The organism is Paenibacillus rhizosphaerae (assembly GCF_014192015.1).
Classification (GTDB): domain Bacteria; phylum Bacillota; class Bacilli; order Paenibacillales; family Paenibacillaceae; genus Paenibacillus_AQ; species Paenibacillus_AQ rhizosphaerae.
The window spans coordinates 65836-82584 of the sequence record NZ_JACHXJ010000008.1 but is presented as its reverse complement, the minus strand read 5'-3'; the positions used below and the strand labels follow the sequence as shown (position 1 = coordinate 82584).

Below are 16749 nucleotides of genomic sequence, written 5' to 3'. Positions count from 1 at the left end.
GCTCCGTCGTGATCAGCCTCTCAGCTCTTCGATCCGTGCGATGACTTTGCTGCGTTTATCGGAATAGTCAGCCATCTTGGCCTTCTCCTCTTCAATAACTTTCGCCGGCGCTTTAGCCACGAAGCCTTCATTGGCCAGCTTTTTCTCCACCCGCTGCACTTCGCTGTTCAAATGCTGCAGCTCTTTCTCCAGCCGCGCGATCTCCTGGTCGATGTCGATGAGACCGGCAAGCGGCAGGTACAGCTCGGCTCCGGTAATCACGGCGGTCATCGCCTTGTCCGGGGTCGTCAGGTCCAGACCTGCCGTAAAGCTCGATGTGTTGCAGAAGCGCTGAACATATACTTCGTTCCGGTTCACGATCTGCAGCACTTGCTCGTCGCCCGCCTTCAGCATCAGCTCGATCTTCTTGCTCATCGGAACGTTCACTTCCGCGCGGATGTTGCGGACGGCACGGATGGCATCCATCAGCAGCGACATCTCGCCTGCAGCTTCGGCATCCTCGAAGGCAGGATCATACTCCGGCCATGCGGCAAGGGTGATCGTTTCCCCTTCGTGAGGCAGATGCTGCCAAATTTCCTCGGAGATGAACGGCATAAACGGATGAATCATCCGCAGCGTGCGGTCCAGCACATAGCTAAGCACCGACTGCGTCGTTTTCTTGGCGGCGGCATTGTCTCCGTACAAAGAGAGTTTGGCAAACTCAATGTACCAGTCGCAGAGGTCATCCCAAATGAAGTTATACAGGAGCCGGCCCGTTTCACCAAATTCGTAGGCATCTATTAGACGCGTAATGTCACGGGAAGTTTCGTTCAGACGGTGGAGAATCCAGCGGTCCGCCGTGCTGAGCTCTCCGCTTATGTCAATGTCGTCATATGTGAATCCTTCCAGATTCATCAGAGCGAACCGGGAGGCGTTCCAGATTTTGTTGGCAAAGTTGCGCGCCTGCTCTACGCGTTCCCAGCGGAAGCGCAGATCCTGCCCCGGCGTGCTGCTCGTGGAGATCATGTAGCGCATCGCATCTGCTCCGTACCGTTCGATGACGTCGAGCGGATCAACGCCGTTGCCGAGCGACTTGGACATTTTCCGTCCTTCGGAATCCCGGACCAGACCGTGCATCAGCACGTCTTTGAACGGGATTTCGCCCGTAAAATCCAGCGCGGTAAAGATCATCCGGGCTACCCAGAAATAGATGATGTCATAGCCCGTAACGAGTACGTTCGTCGGATAATAACGCTCCAAATCCGCCGTCTCCTCCGGCCAGCCGAGGGTAGAGAACGGCCACAGCGCCGAACTGAACCAGGTGTCCAGTACGTCGTTGTCCTGCGTAAGCTCGGTGCTTCCGCATTTGGAGCATTGGGTTACATCCTCATGCGCGACGTGGATTTCGCCGCAGGATTCGCAGTACCAAGCCGGAATCCGGTGTCCCCACCACAGCTGACGGGAAATACACCAATCCCTGACGTTTTCGATCCAGTTCAGGTACGTTTTCTCGAAACGCTCCGGAACGAAGCGAACCCCTTTGCCCGCTTTTTGCGCCTCAATGGCTCTTTCCGCGAGCGGCTGCATTTTAACAAACCACTGCGTCGACAAATAAGGCTCGACTACGGCGCCTGTGCGCTCGCTGTGCCCCACCTGGTGCACATGGTCTTCGATTTTGATCAGCACGCCGAGATCCTTCAAATCCTGAACGATCTGCTTGCGGCAATCGGCCCGGTCCATTCCTTCGTATTTCGCGGCCTGGTCATTCATCGTGCCGGTCTCGTCCATCACGATGATTTGCGGCAGATCGTGGCGCAATCCCACCTCAAAGTCGTTCGGATCGTGTGCCGGGGTAATTTTCACGGCGCCGCTGCCGAATTCGCGTTCTACGTACTCATCGGCGATAATCGGAATCTCGCGTCCGACAATCGGAAGCACGAGCATCTTGCCGATCATGTCCTTGTAGCGCTCATCTTTCGGATGAACGGCCACCGCCGTATCGCCCAGCATCGTCTCGGGACGCGTGGTCGCTACCGTAATATGGCCGCTGCCGTCCTTCAGCGGGTACTGCAAATGATACAGATGGCCGTTGACTTCTTTATATTCAACCTCAATATCGGACAAGGCGGTTCTGGCGGCCGGATCCCAGTTGATGATCTTTTTGCCGCGGTAGATCAGCTTTTTTTCAAAGAGTTTCACGAAAACTTCGCGAACCGCCTTCGACAGACCTTCGTCAAGCGTAAAGCGTTCTCTGGAGTAATCCAGCGAAAAGCCCATTTTGGCCCACTGTTCATGAATCGTTTCCGCATATTGGTCCTTCCATTCCCATACTTTCTCCAGGAACTTCTCTCGCCCGAGGTCGTGTCGGCTAATGTTCTGTTCGCGCAGCTTCTGCTCCACCTTGGTCTGCGTCGCGATGCCCGCATGGTCCGAGCCCGGAAGCCACAAGGCGTCGTATCCCTGCATCCGCTTCGTGCGGATCAGAATATCCTGCAGGGTAAAGTCAAGGGCGTGCCCGATATGGAGCATCCCCGTTACGTTTGGCGGCGGAATCACGATCGTGTACGGCTCCGCATCGGGCTTCTGCCCGGCTTTGAAATACTGGCCGTCGATCCAGTATTTGTACCATTTCTTCTCGGCCGATTTCGGGTCATACGTCGTCGGCATCCCGGTTGTTGCTTGGTTTTCCTGGTCAGTCATATTGTTCATCCTCCATCACAAGATCAGCTTTGCCAAAAATACAAAAAGCCTTTCGTCCTCAAAGGACGAAAGGCTGTTCTTTCGCGGTACCACCTTTGTTTTGCGACAAGCAGCACAAACACGCATGCCCCCCGCAACACTTCATACAGATAACGGCTGCAGCCGGCCGGCTCTACCTCCCGCGCCTTCTAACGCAGGTGCTCAAACCGACAACTTCCGGGCGACTTCGGACAGCTGCATCCTGCGGAATCTTCCAGCGCTGCAATTCCGCTCTCTGAAGGGCAATACCGCCTACTCTTCCCGTTCATCGTTTTTTTGAAGATGGTTAAATGGATTCATTTTCAGCGAAGCTGAAGCGATTCATATCGCAAGAAAAACTTCCGTCAAATACGGGATGTCTTCTGTAATTGACGTTCATTGATGTTTTTCTGCAAAACATATACTCCATAATAACGCGCTTCATGTCGATAGTCAACTTCCCTTGGCCCAAAGTGCAGGACCATTTTCCCGTGTTCAAGCAGGCCGCACCCCGGGCATAAAAAAAGAGCCCGGCGCAACAAAGCGCCAGGCTCTTCGGATTGCATCAAAAACGTTACGGGATATACAGAACTTGACCTTCCTGCACGGTCTGGTCCGCCAGCCGGTTGTACAGCACAAGCTCCCGCGGCGTCAGCTGATAACGGTCGGCGATCGTTTCGAGCGTCTCTTCCCGCTGAACGATGCACAGCCGAACTTTACGGAACGGGGTCTGCTCGGAGATACTGCCGAGGAACAGGTTCTTCCATTTGATATCTTCGGCCTCGGAAGCGGCAGCGCTGGCAATGGCATCTGCAGCCTGCTGTTCCTCCTGCGCCTGCTGGTACTCAAGCTCCTTGATGGACCGGCTCGAAGACAAGATCGAGGAGAAACCGATCGCTTCCTTCTCGCCGGACTCGGGTTCCTTCTTGCTTCCGAGTGCGATCCGCATTTCCCGGTCTTCAGGCGGTTCTTCCTGCTGAACTTTATCCTGGAAAGCTCCAAACGGGAAACTGGGCTCGCTGAACGGGTCTTTGCTCGCGGCGTTCAAATAGATATCTTCTTCCGGCTCCTCATCCGCCTGAATCGCCGTCGTTTCCGGATGCAGCAGCTCCGACTCCTCTTCATGCTCAAAATGCCACTTGTTCGGGTACTGGGGCTCCGCCGTCCGGTCCGCTGGTTCCTTGTCCGTATGTAAAGCGGATAATCCGGCTACCTGCGGCGGAGGCGCTGCCGCTTCCCGTTCAGGTTCGCGGGCAGATTCCCAGGCGGTTGACGGGGCGGTTTCGTACGATTCGGACGCCTCAGGCGCTGCCGCTTCATCCGGCTCGGACGGAGGGAGAGCGGCCGCTTGCCATGCGGCTTCCCAGGCTGCCGCTTCCCGTGCTTCTTCGGAGTCACCGGCTTCCGCGGCTTCGATCTGGACCTGTTCCGGCTGCTCCGCTTGAATTTGGGACTGAGGCGGCGCGAAGGACGGGGTCGGTGCAGTCCAGACAGGCGCAGGGTCGTCCTGCGGCGTAAATTCACGCTGCACCGGTTCTTCTTCGAAAGCCGGTGGTTCTTCCTCCCGTTCCTCTGCAAAGATGGCCGCTTCCTCCGGAATGTCCTCATCCGGTGCATGAACCACCGTGAATTCGTCTGCTTTCCAGGCGGGTGATTCCGCCGACTGGATCTCGATGCCGCGCAGGGAGAGTACGCCCGTAATGTTCAGGCTCCGCTTGGACAGCAGGTCGACGTCGAAATTTTCAATTTCCACCGCGATGTCGTCCAGCGAGGTTACCCGGTTTAAGGGAACCGTAATCTCCACCGGGATTAAATGCTCCAGCCGCTGCGTCCCTTCTTCCTCACCTTCGCCTCTGTACAGCCCCGTCAGGAGCAGATGACCGCGCAGACTGGCTTGTTCGTCCTGGCTGATCACTTGAATATGCGGAAGCAGCTCGATTTCCTCGAGTTCTTCGATTCCCACCACGTCTTCGTTTAAATGAATGCGTTCATAAATGTCAAAGCGCAAACCGTAGGACTGGTCAAACACAAATAACGTCCTCCTTTTCGGCATATTTCTAACCGTGGGCCATCCCCACAGCACGAGCCTAAATCGTTACTCGTTCTATTTATATGCTTTAAAAAGAGGAGCATGCCAGTTTTCATATGATACTTGGGTTTACGCTCTCACAAGGGCTTTGAGACGCTCCATATCCTCGGGCCACGGATCGCTCACCTCAATCGGCTCGCGCGTGAGCGGATGGGCGAAAGAGAGGCGCTCCCCGTGAAGCGCCTGCCTGCCGATCGCGGACGTGTTTCCGCCGTACAAGGTATCGCCCAGCAGCGGGTGGCCGACATGACTGAGATGAACGCGGATCTGATGCGTCCGGCCGGTTTCCAGCTCTAAGTAGACGAGGCTGGCTTTATGCCCGGCTTCTGCATGAAGAATCCGGGTCACCGCAGATTGTCCTCCCGGAGACACCCGTCTGCGCTGTTTGTGGTGGCGGTCCTTGCCAATGGGCAGGTCGATGACCTTCAAATCCGCAGAGATCCGCCCTTCGACAAAGGCGGCGTATATCCGCGAAATCCGCTTGCCGCTCATCTCCTTGTCCAGCACAAGCTGCGCCCAGTCATTTTTGGCGTACAGCACGGGCCCGGTGGTATGCTGGTCGAGCCGATGAATATGCCGGACCGCAATCTCTTCACCCTGCATCTGATAATGGGCGGCCACCGCATGATCCAATGTCGTTTCTGGGGAATGCCCGTCCGGATGAACCTTCATCCCGGCAGGCTTGTGAACGACCAGGCAGAAGTCGTCCTCGTACAGCACGGTCAGGTCCGCCCAGACCGGTTCGATCCCTGCCTTGCGGGCAGCAAAAAGGGCCAGCCGAAGCCGGTCCCCTTTCCACTCGATGCCGTTCGATGACTTAAGCTGACCAAGCAGCTTCTCCGGCATGCCCACCTCGTTCAGCAGCCATGCCGCGGCCGCCGCTTCGCGGTCTTCGGCCGATGCGATTTTTTTGCCCGGAGCCAGCTCCAGCCATTCCCCGCGCCGGAGCCAGTGGTTCAGGCTCACAGTTGCTTGAGGGCGTTGTAATTGGCTTCAATCGTCGCATCGATGTCTTCGATGCTGTGGGCAGCCGATACAAACATCCCCTCAAACTGGGAAGGAGCCACGCTCACGCCTTCCTCAATCAGATTGCCGAAATATTTGGTGAATCGCGGAATGTCGCTCGTCTTCGCCGAATCGTAATTCTCGACAGGCCCTTCCGTGAAGAAAGGACAAACCATGGAACCGACCCGGTTAATCGTCACCGGAACGCCGAGCTCCTTGGCATTGTTCACAAAACCGGCTTCCAGACGGGCCGCGCGCTCTTCCAGCTGGTCATATACGGCAGGCGTCAGGAGCTTCAGCGTCGTAAATCCAGCCGCCATGGCCAGCGGATTTCCGCTCAGCGTGCCCGCTTGATAAATCGGACCGGACGGCGCCACTCTCTCCATAATTTCGCGCTTGCCGCCGTATGCGCCGACTGGCAGTCCGCCGCCGATCACCTTGCCAAGGCAGGTCAAGTCAGGCGTAATGCCGAACCGCCCTTGGGCACAGTTCAAATGAACACGGAAACCGGTCATGACCTCATCAAAAATGAGCAGGCTGCCGTACTTCGTCGTAATTTCGCGCAAGCCCTCCAGAAAGCCCGGAAGCGGAGGCACGACGCCCATGTTGCCGGCTACCGGTTCCACGATCACGCAGGCGATCTCCTCGCCAAAGCGTTCAAAGGCAAGCGTTACGGACTCAAGGTCGTTGTATGCGACCGTGATCGTGTTGCTGGCCACACTTTCCGGTACACCGGGGCTGTCAGGCAGACCCAGCGTCGCTACCCCGGAGCCGGCTTTGATGAGCAGGCTGTCCGCGTGTCCATGATAGGAGCCTTCGAATTTCAAAATTTTGCTGCGTCCCGTATATCCGCGGGCCAGGCGAATCGCGCTCATCGTCGCTTCCGTACCGGAATTGACCATCCGGACGATGTCGATCGAAGGGACCCGCTCGCACACGAGCTTGGCCATTTCCGTTTCAATCAGCGTAGGCGCGCCGAAGCTCGTCCCTTTGGCCGCCGTTTCCTGCACCGCGGCAATCACTTCCGGATGGGCATGTCCCATAATCAGCGGTCCCCAGGAGCCGACGTAGTCGATAAAGCTGTTGCCGTCAATATCGTACACGCGCGATCCTTGGGCATGGTCCACATAAATCGGCGTAAGGCCGACCGATTTAAAGGCGCGGACCGGGCTGTTCACCCCGCCGGGAATATATTGCTTGGCTTCTTCAAAGGCCGACCGGGAAGCCTCCTCCTTGCGCTTTCCTGACATATTGCTCATGTCATTCACTCCAATCTGTCGGTTTAAATCACCCCGCTAAGCAGGGATTTGGCTCCGATGCTTCTTTAGGTACTTCGCGTTGATCCCGAAACATCTAACTAGGGATTGTTACCCCTGCTTGATCCACCGGGCCACGTCTTTGGCAAAATAAGTAATTATGATATCCGCACCGGCACGTTTCATGCTCGTCAGCATTTCCTGCACCACGGCTTTCTCGTCGATCCAGCCCTGGAGAGCCGCCGCTTTGACCATGGAATACTCCCCGCTCACGTTGTAGGCGACGAGCGGCAGGTCGAACTGATCCTTCAGCGTGCGCATAATGTCCATATAGGACAAGGAAGGCTTGACCATCAGCATATCGGCCCCTTCCAGTACATCGGATTCCGCTTCACGCAGCGCTTCGCGCGCGTTGGCCGGATCCATCTGGTACGTTTTGCGGTCGCCGAACTGCGGCGCCGAATCGGCCGCTTCGCGGAATGGGCCGTAGAAGGCGGAAGCATATTTTACCGAATAGGACATGATCGGTATATGCTCGAATCCGTTCTCGTCGAGCCCTGCGCGGATGGCCTGCACGAATCCGTCCATCATGTTGGACGGTGCGATAATATCGGCGCCGGCTTTCGCCTGGGATACCGCCGTCTTGACCAGCAGCTCCAGCGATTCGTCGTTCATGACGTCGCCGCACACATGGCCGTCCCGTTCGAAAGTATGCACCATCCCGCAGTGTCCGTGATCCGTAAACTCGCAGAGGCAGGTGTCCGCCACGACGAGCAGGTCCGGATACCAGGACTTGATCAGGCGTGTGGCTTCCTGGACGATGCCGTCTTCCGCAAAAGCCGAGGAGCCGATGCTGTCCTTCGTTTCCGGAATGCCGAACAGCAGTACGGCCGGAATGCCGAGGGACGCGATTTCGTCCAATTCCTCTTTCAGCCGGTCCAGCGAAAAATGATAGACTCCCGGCATGGATGAAATCTCGTTCTTTATATTGTCTCCATAGGTTACAAAAATCGGCATGATCAGGTCATTCACGTTCAGCACCGTTTCGCGCACCATGTTCCGCATCCCGGCGGACTGGCGGAGGCGCCGGTGTCTTACCATTGGAAAACTCATAGCTGTAAACCTCCTGTTAGTAGATATTGACGAGTCATGGCCAACCTAGACTCTTCTATTCTGAAGCGGCCGCAGCTTCCGCGTTCCACAGGCACAGCGAGCGTACAAGGCTGTCCAGCGTCGCTTCTTCGGCAATTATGCCTACTTCAAGTCCTGCGTCACGGGCTGTCTTCGCCGTAATTTCTCCGATACATGCAACTTCCACGTCCTTCAGCAGCGCCGCCGGGTCCTGAACTCCCATCCGTTTCAAAATCGAAAGCAGATTGTTCACCGTCGACGAGCTGGTGAACGTTACGGCATGAATCCCGCCCTCTTCCAGCAGCCGGATCAATTCGGGATCGTCCTCCCGCCCGGCGATCGTCTGGTACATCACCGCGCTGGTGACCTCAAGCCCCAACTCGGCGAGCTTATCAGGAAGCCAGTTTCGTGCCAGATCCCCGCGCGGAAGGAAGACCTTCTGGCCGGCAAGCAGCTGGCTGCCCAGCGACTCGATCAGTCCCTCCTGCTGGAAGCGGTCCGGCAGCTCCACGGGGATGATGCCCCGCTGGCCGAGCGCCTCGGCCGTGGCCGGGCCGACTGCCGCGATCCGCGCCCGGTGCAGCTCCCTAATGTCCTTTCCCTGCTCCTGCAAATGGCGGAAAAAGTAGTCGACGCCGTTGGTGCTGGTGAAGAACACCCAGTCGTACTCACCGAGCCGGTCGAAGGCGTCCCGGAGGCCCTGCTTTAGCTCGGGTTCTTCCGGATACACCGTCTCGATCACCGGAAATTCGTAAGGCTCCCCGCCGAGCTCCTCGATCCGGTTGACCAGATCGCTTGCCTGGGCTCGGGAGCGGGTGACCAGGATCCGTCTGCCGAACAGCGGCAGCGACTCCGCCCATTTGAGCTGCTCGCGCTGCCGCACGACATCGCCGACAACGATAACGGCCGGCGGCTGAAAGTCCGCCTGCTTCACTTTCTCCGCGATGTCGGTGAGCGTCCCGGCGAGCACCGCTTGCTCCGCCCGTGTTCCCCACCGGATCAAGGCCACCGGCGTGTCGGGTTTGCGTCCATGGCGGATCAGCTGCTCGGCGATATAACCGATCTTGGCCACACCCATCATAAAGACCAGCGTTCCGGTCGCGTTCGTGACCTTGTCCCATTCGATCATCCGGTCCAGCTTGTCCGGGCTTTCATGCCCGGTGATGATGGACAAGGAAGAAGCCAAATCACGATGGGTCACCGGAATGCCCGCGTACGCCGGGACGCCGATTGCCGCCGTAATGCCCGGCACGATTTCATAAGGAATGCCGTTACGCTTCAGCAGTTCGGCTTCCTCACCCACGCGCCCGAATATCGTCGGATCGCCGCCCTTCAGCCGCACGACCGTTTTGCCCTGCAGGGCGAGGTCCACCAGCAGCTGGTTGATCTCTTCCTGCTTCATCGTATGGCGGTCCGGGAGCTTGCCGACGTAAATTTTTTCCGTTCCCGGCTTGAGTGAATGCAGCAGCTGCGGCCCTGCCAGGCGGTCATAGACGACGACATCCGCCTTTTGCAGGCACTCCAGCCCTTTTACCGTAATTAATTTGGCATGCCCGGGCCCGGCTCCCACCAAAAATACTCTTCCCGCCATGTTCTCATCCCCTACTCCCTGGTCTGTTCCAGAATTCTCTCGGCTCCCTGGGCAATCAGCTTGTTGGCAACGTCTTCCCCAAGCCTCAACGGATCCGTTCCGGTCAGCGTTTCTTTTAATATGACGTCCCCTTCAGGAGATCCTACCATTCCCGTTAATTGTATAACGGGCGGAGTCTCTTGGGAATGCTCCGTTTCGGATGGAACTAGTACGGCGTGGGCCCCGATCGGCACCTGACAGCCGCCGTTTAATACGGCGAGAAACTTGCGCTCGGCAGCCACGGTCAACTCCGATTCCTTGTCGTTATATAAATCAAGAAGTCTGCGCAGATCCGCATCATCTTCCCGGCATTCGATGCCGAGTGCTCCTTGGCCAACAGCCGGCAGGCAGGTCTCCACCGGAATGTACGAGCTGATTTTATCCTCCCAGCCCATGCGGTACAGCCCCGCAGCGGCGAGAATGATCGCCTGGAAGCCTTCCGTCTCCAGCTTGCGCAGGCGCGAGTCAATATTACCGCGAACCGGCTCCAATTCCAGGTCCGGCCGGTGGGCCTTCAGCTGGCTGGAGCGGCGCAGGCTGCTCGTTCCCACTTTCGCTCCCCGCGGAAGCTCGTCAATGCTTTTCCCTTGGAGGGAAATAAGGCAGTCCCTCGGATCGACGCGGCGGGGCACCGCACCGTTCATCAGACCCTCGGGCAGAACCGAAGGCATGTCCTTCATGCTGTGCACGGCCATGTCGATCTCGCCGTCCAGCATGGCCTGCTCGATTTCTTTAACGAACAAACCTTTCCCGCCAACCTTGGACAACGTCACATCCAAAATGCGGTCACCTTTCGTGACGATCTTTTTCACTTCGAATTGAAAATCAAACCCGTGTTCCGCGCACAGCTGCTTCAGCTGGTCGATGACCTGCCCTGTCTGCGTTAATGCCAGTGCGCTTTGTCTGCTGCCTACTACGATTGTCCGCATCATGATTCCTCCTGGTTGTTCGCTATCCATTGCTTGATTTGTTCCGTATCCCACGGCTCAAACGTGCCCTTGCGGATTTCATCCAGCACCTCAAGCTCTGCCGCTTTCATTAATAATCTTTGCCGGGTTTCCGGGCGCGTAACCTGCCTCTTGATGCCGCTGCGCATCCGGTACATCCATTCGAGATATTCCTCGTATTCGGGGCCATATTCTTCCTCCAGCCTGTCGCAAATGTCTGCGGCCAGCGCCGGTCCCGCGCCCGATGTGGACACAGCGATCAGCAGTCTGCCCCGGCGAAGCACACTTGGGCTGATAAATGAACCCGTCCGGCTGCCGCCGGCCGCATTTGCCAGCACGCCCGTCTGTTCTGCTTCGTCGATCACGGCACCATTCACGGCAGGCGAGGAGGTTGCCGCATAGACCAAAAAGGCCCCCGCCAAATCTCCCGCCGCGTACTCGCGGGAAATCCAGCGGATCCGGCCTTCCATGGCAAGCAGCCGCAGCCCTTGCGTCACTTCCGGACTGATCACCGTGACATCGGCCGAGGCCGTAAGCAGGGAGTTTACCTTTCTTTCGGCCACAGTCCCGCCGCCCACCACGGTGCAGCAGCGTCCCTCGCAATCCAGCATTACGGGCAAATATACCGCCAAAGGCCTCACTCTCCTGTCCAACGGTGAAAATCGGACCACGAATTCAGTACGAAAATTAATATAATAAACGCATATCCGATCAGAATCCACTGGGCCATCACTTGACCGGAATGCTGTTTGGAATGTTTACGGATCAGAAAAAAATAATAAATGGCCAGTCCGGCAAGCGTGGCCACTACTTTCAAGTCCAGCAACAGGCTGAGCTTGCCTTCGGAAATGAGCGACAGCACCGCGACGATAAACGAAACGGATAAGAGCGGGGTTCCGATCGATGCGAGCAAGTACGTATACTTGTCCATCAGCTCAAGACTCGGCAGCCGGCGGACGGTGTCGCTCCATTTTTTCCCTTTCAACCTTCTGTGAAGAAACAAATACATGCCGGCAAATACGGCGGCAATGGTGTATACGGCGAAGCTTAGGTTGGCAAGCGTGATATGCAGAATGAGCAGGCCGTGTACCGTCTCCCAATGACGCAGCGGGTTATTCCCGGCCGCAAACCATAAACGGTTGAGCACCATGGCGCTGAATCCGATGATGCTGAGCAGCAGGACGGCAAATTCCGACCGCTGCACCCAGTTCAGGATCAGTGCGGCGATGACGATACTAAATGAAAATAAGAGCAAAAAATCGAACGGGGTAAAGATCGGCAGCATGCTCTCCTGCCACGCTCTGATCAGAAGCGCGCCTCCCTGCAAAACGCCAACTACAACAAGAAGCCCTGTACCCATCCGCTTTGCCCCCTGATTGCGTCGTATGCAATCCGAGATAAAAAACAGAAGGCTCAGGGCGTAGATATAAATGCCGGCATCGTAAAAACCAGTGAGCAATGTCAACTCCCCCTACCGGCTTACAGGCTTGCAGGAGTCAAAGAAACCTTGGACAGCTTCATGTCCGATGGGTTCTTGCTGATCCCTTGCGGGACCTTGCCGGATTTCTCCATGACGCTGCTGCCATGACCGGACGCATTCATGTCCTCTTCCAAAGCAAATATGTGTGTGAAAAACTCAAGTGCCTCGGTGCCTTCCTTGCCGCCCGCCATTTCCTTCAAACGGTTGATCGGATCGTGCATCATCTGATTGACGATGCTCTTGGTCAACCGGCGGATGACCTTGCGCTGATGGTCGTTCAGTTCAGGCAGCTTGTTAAACAGGCTTTCCAGCGTCTCTTCATGAATCGCCGTGGACTTCTCCTGAAGCGCACGGATCGCCGGCCGGATACCGAGCGTCTTGAGCCATTGATAGAACGCCGTCTTCTCCTCTTCGATCATCACTTCGATCTTCGCGGCTTCCGTCCGGCGCATTTCGAGGTTGCTCTCAACGATTCCTTCCAGATCGTCAATGTCATACAGGAATACGTTGCTGATCTCAGCGATAGCCGGATCAATGTCCCGCGGCACCGCAATATCAATCATAAACAGCGGCCGGGATTGCCGCTTCTTCATACTCTCGCTGACCTGCGCCGGCGTAAGGACGTAATCCTTGGCACCTGTCGAGCTGATCAGGATGTCCACTTCGTGAAGCCGGGCAATCGCCTGTTCCATCGTGCACGGCGTACCTTGAAACTTGCTGGCCAGCTCTTCCGCACGTGCCAGGGTCCGGTTGGCGACGATTACCTCTTCGGCTCCGTTCGCGTACAGGTGCTTGACGGTCAGCTCGCTCATTTTGCCGGCACCGAGAATGAGCACCTTCTTGTCGTTGAACATGCCAAAAATCCGTTTGCCCAGTTCAACGGCTGCGTAGCTCACAGACACTGCGCTTTCCCCGATGGAGGTCTCCGAATGGGCTCTCTTACCAAGGGTCACGGCCTGCTTGAACAGCATGTTGAACCAGGTACCCGTCGCTTTCTCCTCCTGGCTTTGCAGGAAGGCGCTGCGGACCTGACCCAAAATTTGCGTCTCCCCGATCACCATAGAGTCCAGACCGCAGGTCACCCGGAACAAATGGGAAATGGCCTGCTCGTCTTCATATATATATAAATGCTTCGTAAACTCTTCTCTTGGGATGTCAAACCATTGCTCCACAAAGCTGCGGATGAAATATCCGCACATATGAAGACGGTCCACCACCACGTATATTTCAGTGCGGTTGCACGTAGCCACAATCACGCCTTCCATTACACTTTTCGTCAGCATCAGCTGGCTGAGTGCCTTTGGAAGTTCGCTTTGATCAAATGTAAAACGTTCCCTCACTTCTACAGGCGCTGTACGATAGTTTAATCCGACAACGACGATGTGCATTACGTGTTCACCTGCCTATGTTTCATTTCAAAAAAAAATCCAGTTCAGGACGTTTTTTCTGACGTTACGTTCATTAACAACGTGTTCATTATATCACAATTGTCCTGCTCTCTCTGAACTATTTTTGAAATGTTTATGAAATTACATGTGATTTATTGTGTCACAAAGCACTGGGCTTTATACCCTCATTTATTGCGTTTCTTCCAGTGTTTTGGCGAGTTCTTTGCCGATTTTCTTCAACTCTCCCGCCTGCGAGGCGATCACGTGCCCGTCCTCGCTAATCAGCTTTTCGTATACAGGCGCGATACCTGCATACAACTCGCTGTACCGGAGCAGCATGTCCTTCTCCGCGTCGCTGAGGAGGCGGTTCCCGCCGATTTGCCACTCTGTGATTACATTAACCAGATCACCGACCGGTTTAAGCGGGTCCACGGCACCGTCCCCAAATGTTTTTGCCAGCCGGTCGTGAGTATACGACGCCGAATAAGCCGCCAGCTTAAGGGCGTTCAGCTCATCCGTCCGCGAACTGCCTGTCGCATCCGCCAGGGACGTTCCCAGCACCTGCATTTGAAACTGCGCCACCTCGAACAGCATCCTTTCGGCATTCTCTCCTTCGGTATGTGGCCACATCATCCGGTAGCCTTGGTAAACAAGGCTGACAAGCAGTACCAGCAGCAGACCGACAAACAGCAAATCCCTCTGTTTTCTCCTTCTCACGCTTAAGCGAACCTCCCTGTTCAACGAGCTTACTACTCATTGTATGGGAGTCCAAAAAAACAAATAACCATGGAGATGTCCATGGTTATGATTTACTTATCGTTATTCGTGCCGCGAAGTTACACCGGCTCGGTCTGTTTCAGTTCAGGGGTTTCTACCGTCAATTCACCCAAACCGCGCACCAGTTTCTTGGCGTAAGTTTTCTCAGGTTTCAATACGGATACCAGGTAATCAATGGCCAACTGTGGATCTACCGTCTCACCGCAAGTGTAGCAGTCGATCGCTGCGAATCCTCTCTCAGGATACGTGTGGATCGAGAGGTGACTTTCTGACAACAATACGAGTACTGTAGCGCCCTGTGGTTCAAACTGCTTGGATTGTACCGACATGACTGTAGCACCGCATGCTTCGGCTGCCTCAACCATCTGAGCCTGCAGAAATTCCGCGTCATTCAGCATGTCAAAATCTACACCCCAAGTGTCAACAGCAACGTGTCTTCCGAAAGTTGAATATTCCATCCTTCGGTTCCCCCTTCCTAGGAATAAAATGTTTGAAAATTTCATCCGCTAGGACCTACGTCATTCACTTCCCGAGGGAATAATCTCTCGCAACATTCAATGTCCTGAGTGAATCCTGGTTCCTATATAATTCTTTTCAACGAGATTAAAAATAACATCTATCCGCCCGAATTGCAACCCTTTTTTATCCTTTGTAAATATTTATTTTTAGCCTTTCATCCCCGCGTCAGCCGCCCCGTTTTAGAGGGCATTTCAGGGCATAAAAAGAACCCTTCGGTGATCGAAGGGTTCTTTTTCCTCCAGGCCATCTCAAGCCTCGAGTGCAAACCATTTATGTGTGGTGAGTCGCAGTTTCTGGTCAATAACAGCAATCTGTTCAGGGGTCACCGCTTTGTTCCGTTCATCCAGCCAAAAGTTAATATCCTGGTACAAACGGGATATTTCCTGTTCGACCGCGGTGAGCTGGAACATCCGCTGAAGTTCACCGGCCGTATGCTTATATTCATACACCAGCTTACTCTGGGAAGTCGTGACTTCCGCAATTTTGCGAACCGAGCCTTTTTCATAATAATACATCATCGTGAATCCTTGATAAATGCGATTGACGATTCCGTCTCCTTTGCAGGCGACGAACAGTTTGCGGACCGCGTTTGTCAGATGAGGGTTCACCAAGCGGCAAGACAATTCACAGATGTATAACGGACCTTTACGCTCCAGAGGGAGATGAACCGCCTCGCCGCTTTCGTCTTCAAGCACAATTTCTTGTCCTCCACCGTCCAGTACTTTCACATAAGGATGTACATGACAGCTTTCCGCCGAATGCAAAAATTGGTTCAATTGCTGCTCCGTCATTTGTAAAGTAGTTTTAACATACTCTGTGGCTAACCGCTGAGCCATAAAAATCTCCTCAATTCTTTTTTATGATTACAGAACGAATGTGCTCCGGCACGGTTCAATTCTATAATCGCAAGAAAAATTTCCGCCGGACACGGCGGGTGACGATTGTTAAGGACGCTCGAGGCCTCTTTAAACAACCTTTAGTATTATTATACAGCACATCTTCGAACATTGGCTTGCCGGGCGAACCATGAATTTCCTTCATATTTCATAAAAAAACGGATTAAACCGGATTGTAGCCAAAAAATCTTATGGGATGCTCACTTTCCTCCCGTGAAAAGTCTGAATCCCTATAACATACGGCGAATTTATCGCAATTCCGTTGAGTTAGCGGCGTTACGGGCTCTCCTGCTGCTGCCCTTCCTGCGGAACCGCCCCGGACAGCGGAGAATCGCCGTTTTCTATAAACGACTGGATGACGGACCACAGTTCTTCTTTACCCACACCCAGCTCCGAAGAAAACATGACGAACAAATCATTGCTGCGGAGAAGGAGGCTATCCTTCATTTGCTTGACGTGTTTCGGCCAGCGGCTCTTCGGTATTTTATCCGCTTTCGTGGCTACGACGCAGATCGGGATGTCGTAATGCTTAAGCCAATCATACATCATGACATCGTCCTTGGTCGGAGGGTGGCGAAGATCCACCACCATCAGGACCAGCTTCAGCGTCTGACGCTCCAGCATGTATTTCTCAATCATCTTGCCCCAGGCCGCCCGCTGCGTCTTGGACACTTTGGCGTAACCGTACCCGGGGAAGTCCACAAAATACAACCCCTCATTAATACGATAGTAGTTCATATGCTGAGTTTTGCCCGGGGTCGAGCTTGTTCTTGCCAGGTTCTTCCGATTGATCATCCGGTTAATAAGGGAGGACTTGCCGACATTGGAACGCCCTGCCAGAGCAATCTCCGGCAAGGCGTCCTCAGGATATTGGTCAGGGCCGACGGCGCTGATAATAAATTCTGCATTCGTAACTTTCATGTTAAATAAAACC

At 54.9% G+C, this 16749-nt stretch carries 14 protein-coding genes and 1 other annotated feature; all 14 genes read right to left on the bottom strand.

What is annotated here, in order from left to right:
* Positions 1-12: 12 nt before the first annotated feature.
* On the bottom strand, positions 13-2679 hold the full coding sequence (locus FHS19_RS32070; protein ID WP_183587200.1) for a valine--tRNA ligase: 2667 nt from the start codon (positions 2677-2679) through the stop codon (positions 13-15).
* Between the two features lie 58 nt (positions 2680-2737).
* Positions 2738-2996, bottom strand: a binding site (T-box leader).
* Between the two features lie 275 nt (positions 2997-3271).
* Positions 3272-4726, bottom strand: coding sequence for a LysM peptidoglycan-binding domain-containing protein (locus FHS19_RS32065; RefSeq protein ID WP_312887399.1), 1455 nt, complete (start codon positions 4724-4726; stop codon positions 3272-3274).
* 129 nt (positions 4727-4855) lie between these two features.
* On the bottom strand, positions 4856-5752 hold the full coding sequence (locus FHS19_RS32060) for an RluA family pseudouridine synthase (RefSeq protein ID WP_183587183.1): 897 nt from the start codon (positions 5750-5752) through the stop codon (positions 4856-4858).
* A complete protein-coding gene (gene hemL / locus FHS19_RS32055) occupies positions 5749-7050 on the bottom strand; it encodes a glutamate-1-semialdehyde 2,1-aminomutase (protein ID WP_183587181.1) in 1302 nt (433 codons plus the stop codon). Before hemL ends, FHS19_RS32060 begins: the two co-directional genes overlap by 4 nt.
* Positions 7051-7158: 108 nt before the next feature.
* The gene (gene hemB, locus FHS19_RS32050; protein ID WP_183587179.1) at positions 7159-8160 is read right to left on the bottom strand and encodes a porphobilinogen synthase; all 1002 of its coding nucleotides are present in this window, start codon (positions 8158-8160) and stop codon (positions 7159-7161) included.
* A gap of 55 nt (positions 8161-8215) precedes the next feature.
* Positions 8216-9769 carry a uroporphyrinogen-III C-methyltransferase gene (cobA, locus tag FHS19_RS32045; protein ID WP_183587176.1) on the bottom strand — a complete coding sequence of 518 codons (1554 nt, stop codon included), beginning with the start codon at positions 9767-9769 and terminating at the stop codon, positions 8216-8218.
* An 11-nt stretch (positions 9770-9780) separates the two neighbouring features.
* Positions 9781-10737 carry a hydroxymethylbilane synthase gene (gene hemC / locus FHS19_RS32040; RefSeq protein ID WP_183587266.1) on the bottom strand — a complete coding sequence of 319 codons (957 nt, stop codon included), beginning with the start codon at positions 10735-10737 and terminating at the stop codon, positions 9781-9783.
* Positions 10737-11387 (bottom strand): precorrin-2 dehydrogenase/sirohydrochlorin ferrochelatase family protein, encoded by a 651-nt coding sequence (locus FHS19_RS32035; RefSeq protein WP_183587174.1) that lies wholly within the window; start codon positions 11385-11387, stop codon positions 10737-10739. The genes hemC and FHS19_RS32035 overlap by 1 nt, the downstream gene beginning before the upstream one ends.
* Positions 11388-11392: 5 nt before the next feature.
* Positions 11393-12115, bottom strand: coding sequence for a cytochrome c biogenesis protein CcsA (gene ccsA, locus FHS19_RS32030; RefSeq protein WP_183587172.1), 723 nt, complete (start codon positions 12113-12115; stop codon positions 11393-11395).
* A 119-nt stretch (positions 12116-12234) separates the two neighbouring features.
* Positions 12235-13623, bottom strand: coding sequence for a glutamyl-tRNA reductase (gene hemA / locus FHS19_RS32025; protein ID WP_183587163.1), 1389 nt, complete (start codon positions 13621-13623; stop codon positions 12235-12237).
* A gap of 189 nt (positions 13624-13812) precedes the next feature.
* Positions 13813-14340, bottom strand: coding sequence for a hypothetical protein (locus tag FHS19_RS32020; RefSeq protein WP_183587161.1), 528 nt, complete (start codon positions 14338-14340; stop codon positions 13813-13815).
* Between the two features lie 119 nt (positions 14341-14459).
* Positions 14460-14858, bottom strand: a complete 399-nt coding sequence (speD, locus tag FHS19_RS32015; protein ID WP_183587159.1) for an adenosylmethionine decarboxylase — start codon at positions 14856-14858, stop codon at positions 14460-14462.
* Between the two features lie 309 nt (positions 14859-15167).
* Positions 15168-15755 carry a non-ribosomal peptide synthetase module gene (locus FHS19_RS32010; protein ID WP_183587157.1) on the bottom strand — a complete coding sequence of 196 codons (588 nt, stop codon included), beginning with the start codon at positions 15753-15755 and terminating at the stop codon, positions 15168-15170.
* Positions 15756-16091: 336 nt separating this feature from the next.
* Positions 16092-16736, bottom strand: coding sequence for a ribosome biogenesis GTP-binding protein YihA/YsxC (yihA, locus tag FHS19_RS32005; RefSeq protein ID WP_183587155.1), 645 nt, complete (start codon positions 16734-16736; stop codon positions 16092-16094).
* Between the last annotated feature and the right edge of the window lie 13 nt (positions 16737-16749).

Bases quoted from the DNA above. Each gene is read 5' to 3' on its own strand.
- FHS19_RS32070 (WP_183587200.1), bottom strand. From the start codon at position 2,679: ATGACTGACCAGGAAAACCAAGCAACAACCGGGATGCCGACGACGTAT.
- hemL (WP_183587181.1), bottom strand. From the start codon at position 7,050: ATGAGCAATATGTCAGGAAAGCGCAAGGAGGAGGCTTCCCGGTCGGCC.
- hemB (WP_183587179.1), bottom strand. From the start codon at position 8,160: ATGAGTTTTCCAATGGTAAGACACCGGCGCCTCCGCCAGTCCGCCGGG.
- cobA (WP_183587176.1), bottom strand. From the start codon at position 9,769: ATGGCGGGAAGAGTATTTTTGGTGGGAGCCGGGCCCGGGCATGCCAAA.
- hemC (WP_183587266.1), bottom strand. From the start codon at position 10,737: ATGCGGACAATCGTAGTAGGCAGCAGACAAAGCGCACTGGCATTAACG.
- ccsA (WP_183587172.1), bottom strand. From the start codon at position 12,115: ATGGGTACAGGGCTTCTTGTTGTAGTTGGCGTTTTGCAGGGAGGCGCG.
- hemA (WP_183587163.1), bottom strand. From the start codon at position 13,623: ATGCACATCGTCGTTGTCGGATTAAACTATCGTACAGCGCCTGTAGAA.
- speD (WP_183587159.1), bottom strand. From the start codon at position 14,858: ATGGAATATTCAACTTTCGGAAGACACGTTGCTGTTGACACTTGGGGT.
- FHS19_RS32010 (WP_183587157.1), bottom strand. From the start codon at position 15,755: ATGGCTCAGCGGTTAGCCACAGAGTATGTTAAAACTACTTTACAAATG.
- yihA (WP_183587155.1), bottom strand. From the start codon at position 16,736: ATGAAAGTTACGAATGCAGAATTTATTATCAGCGCCGTCGGCCCTGAC.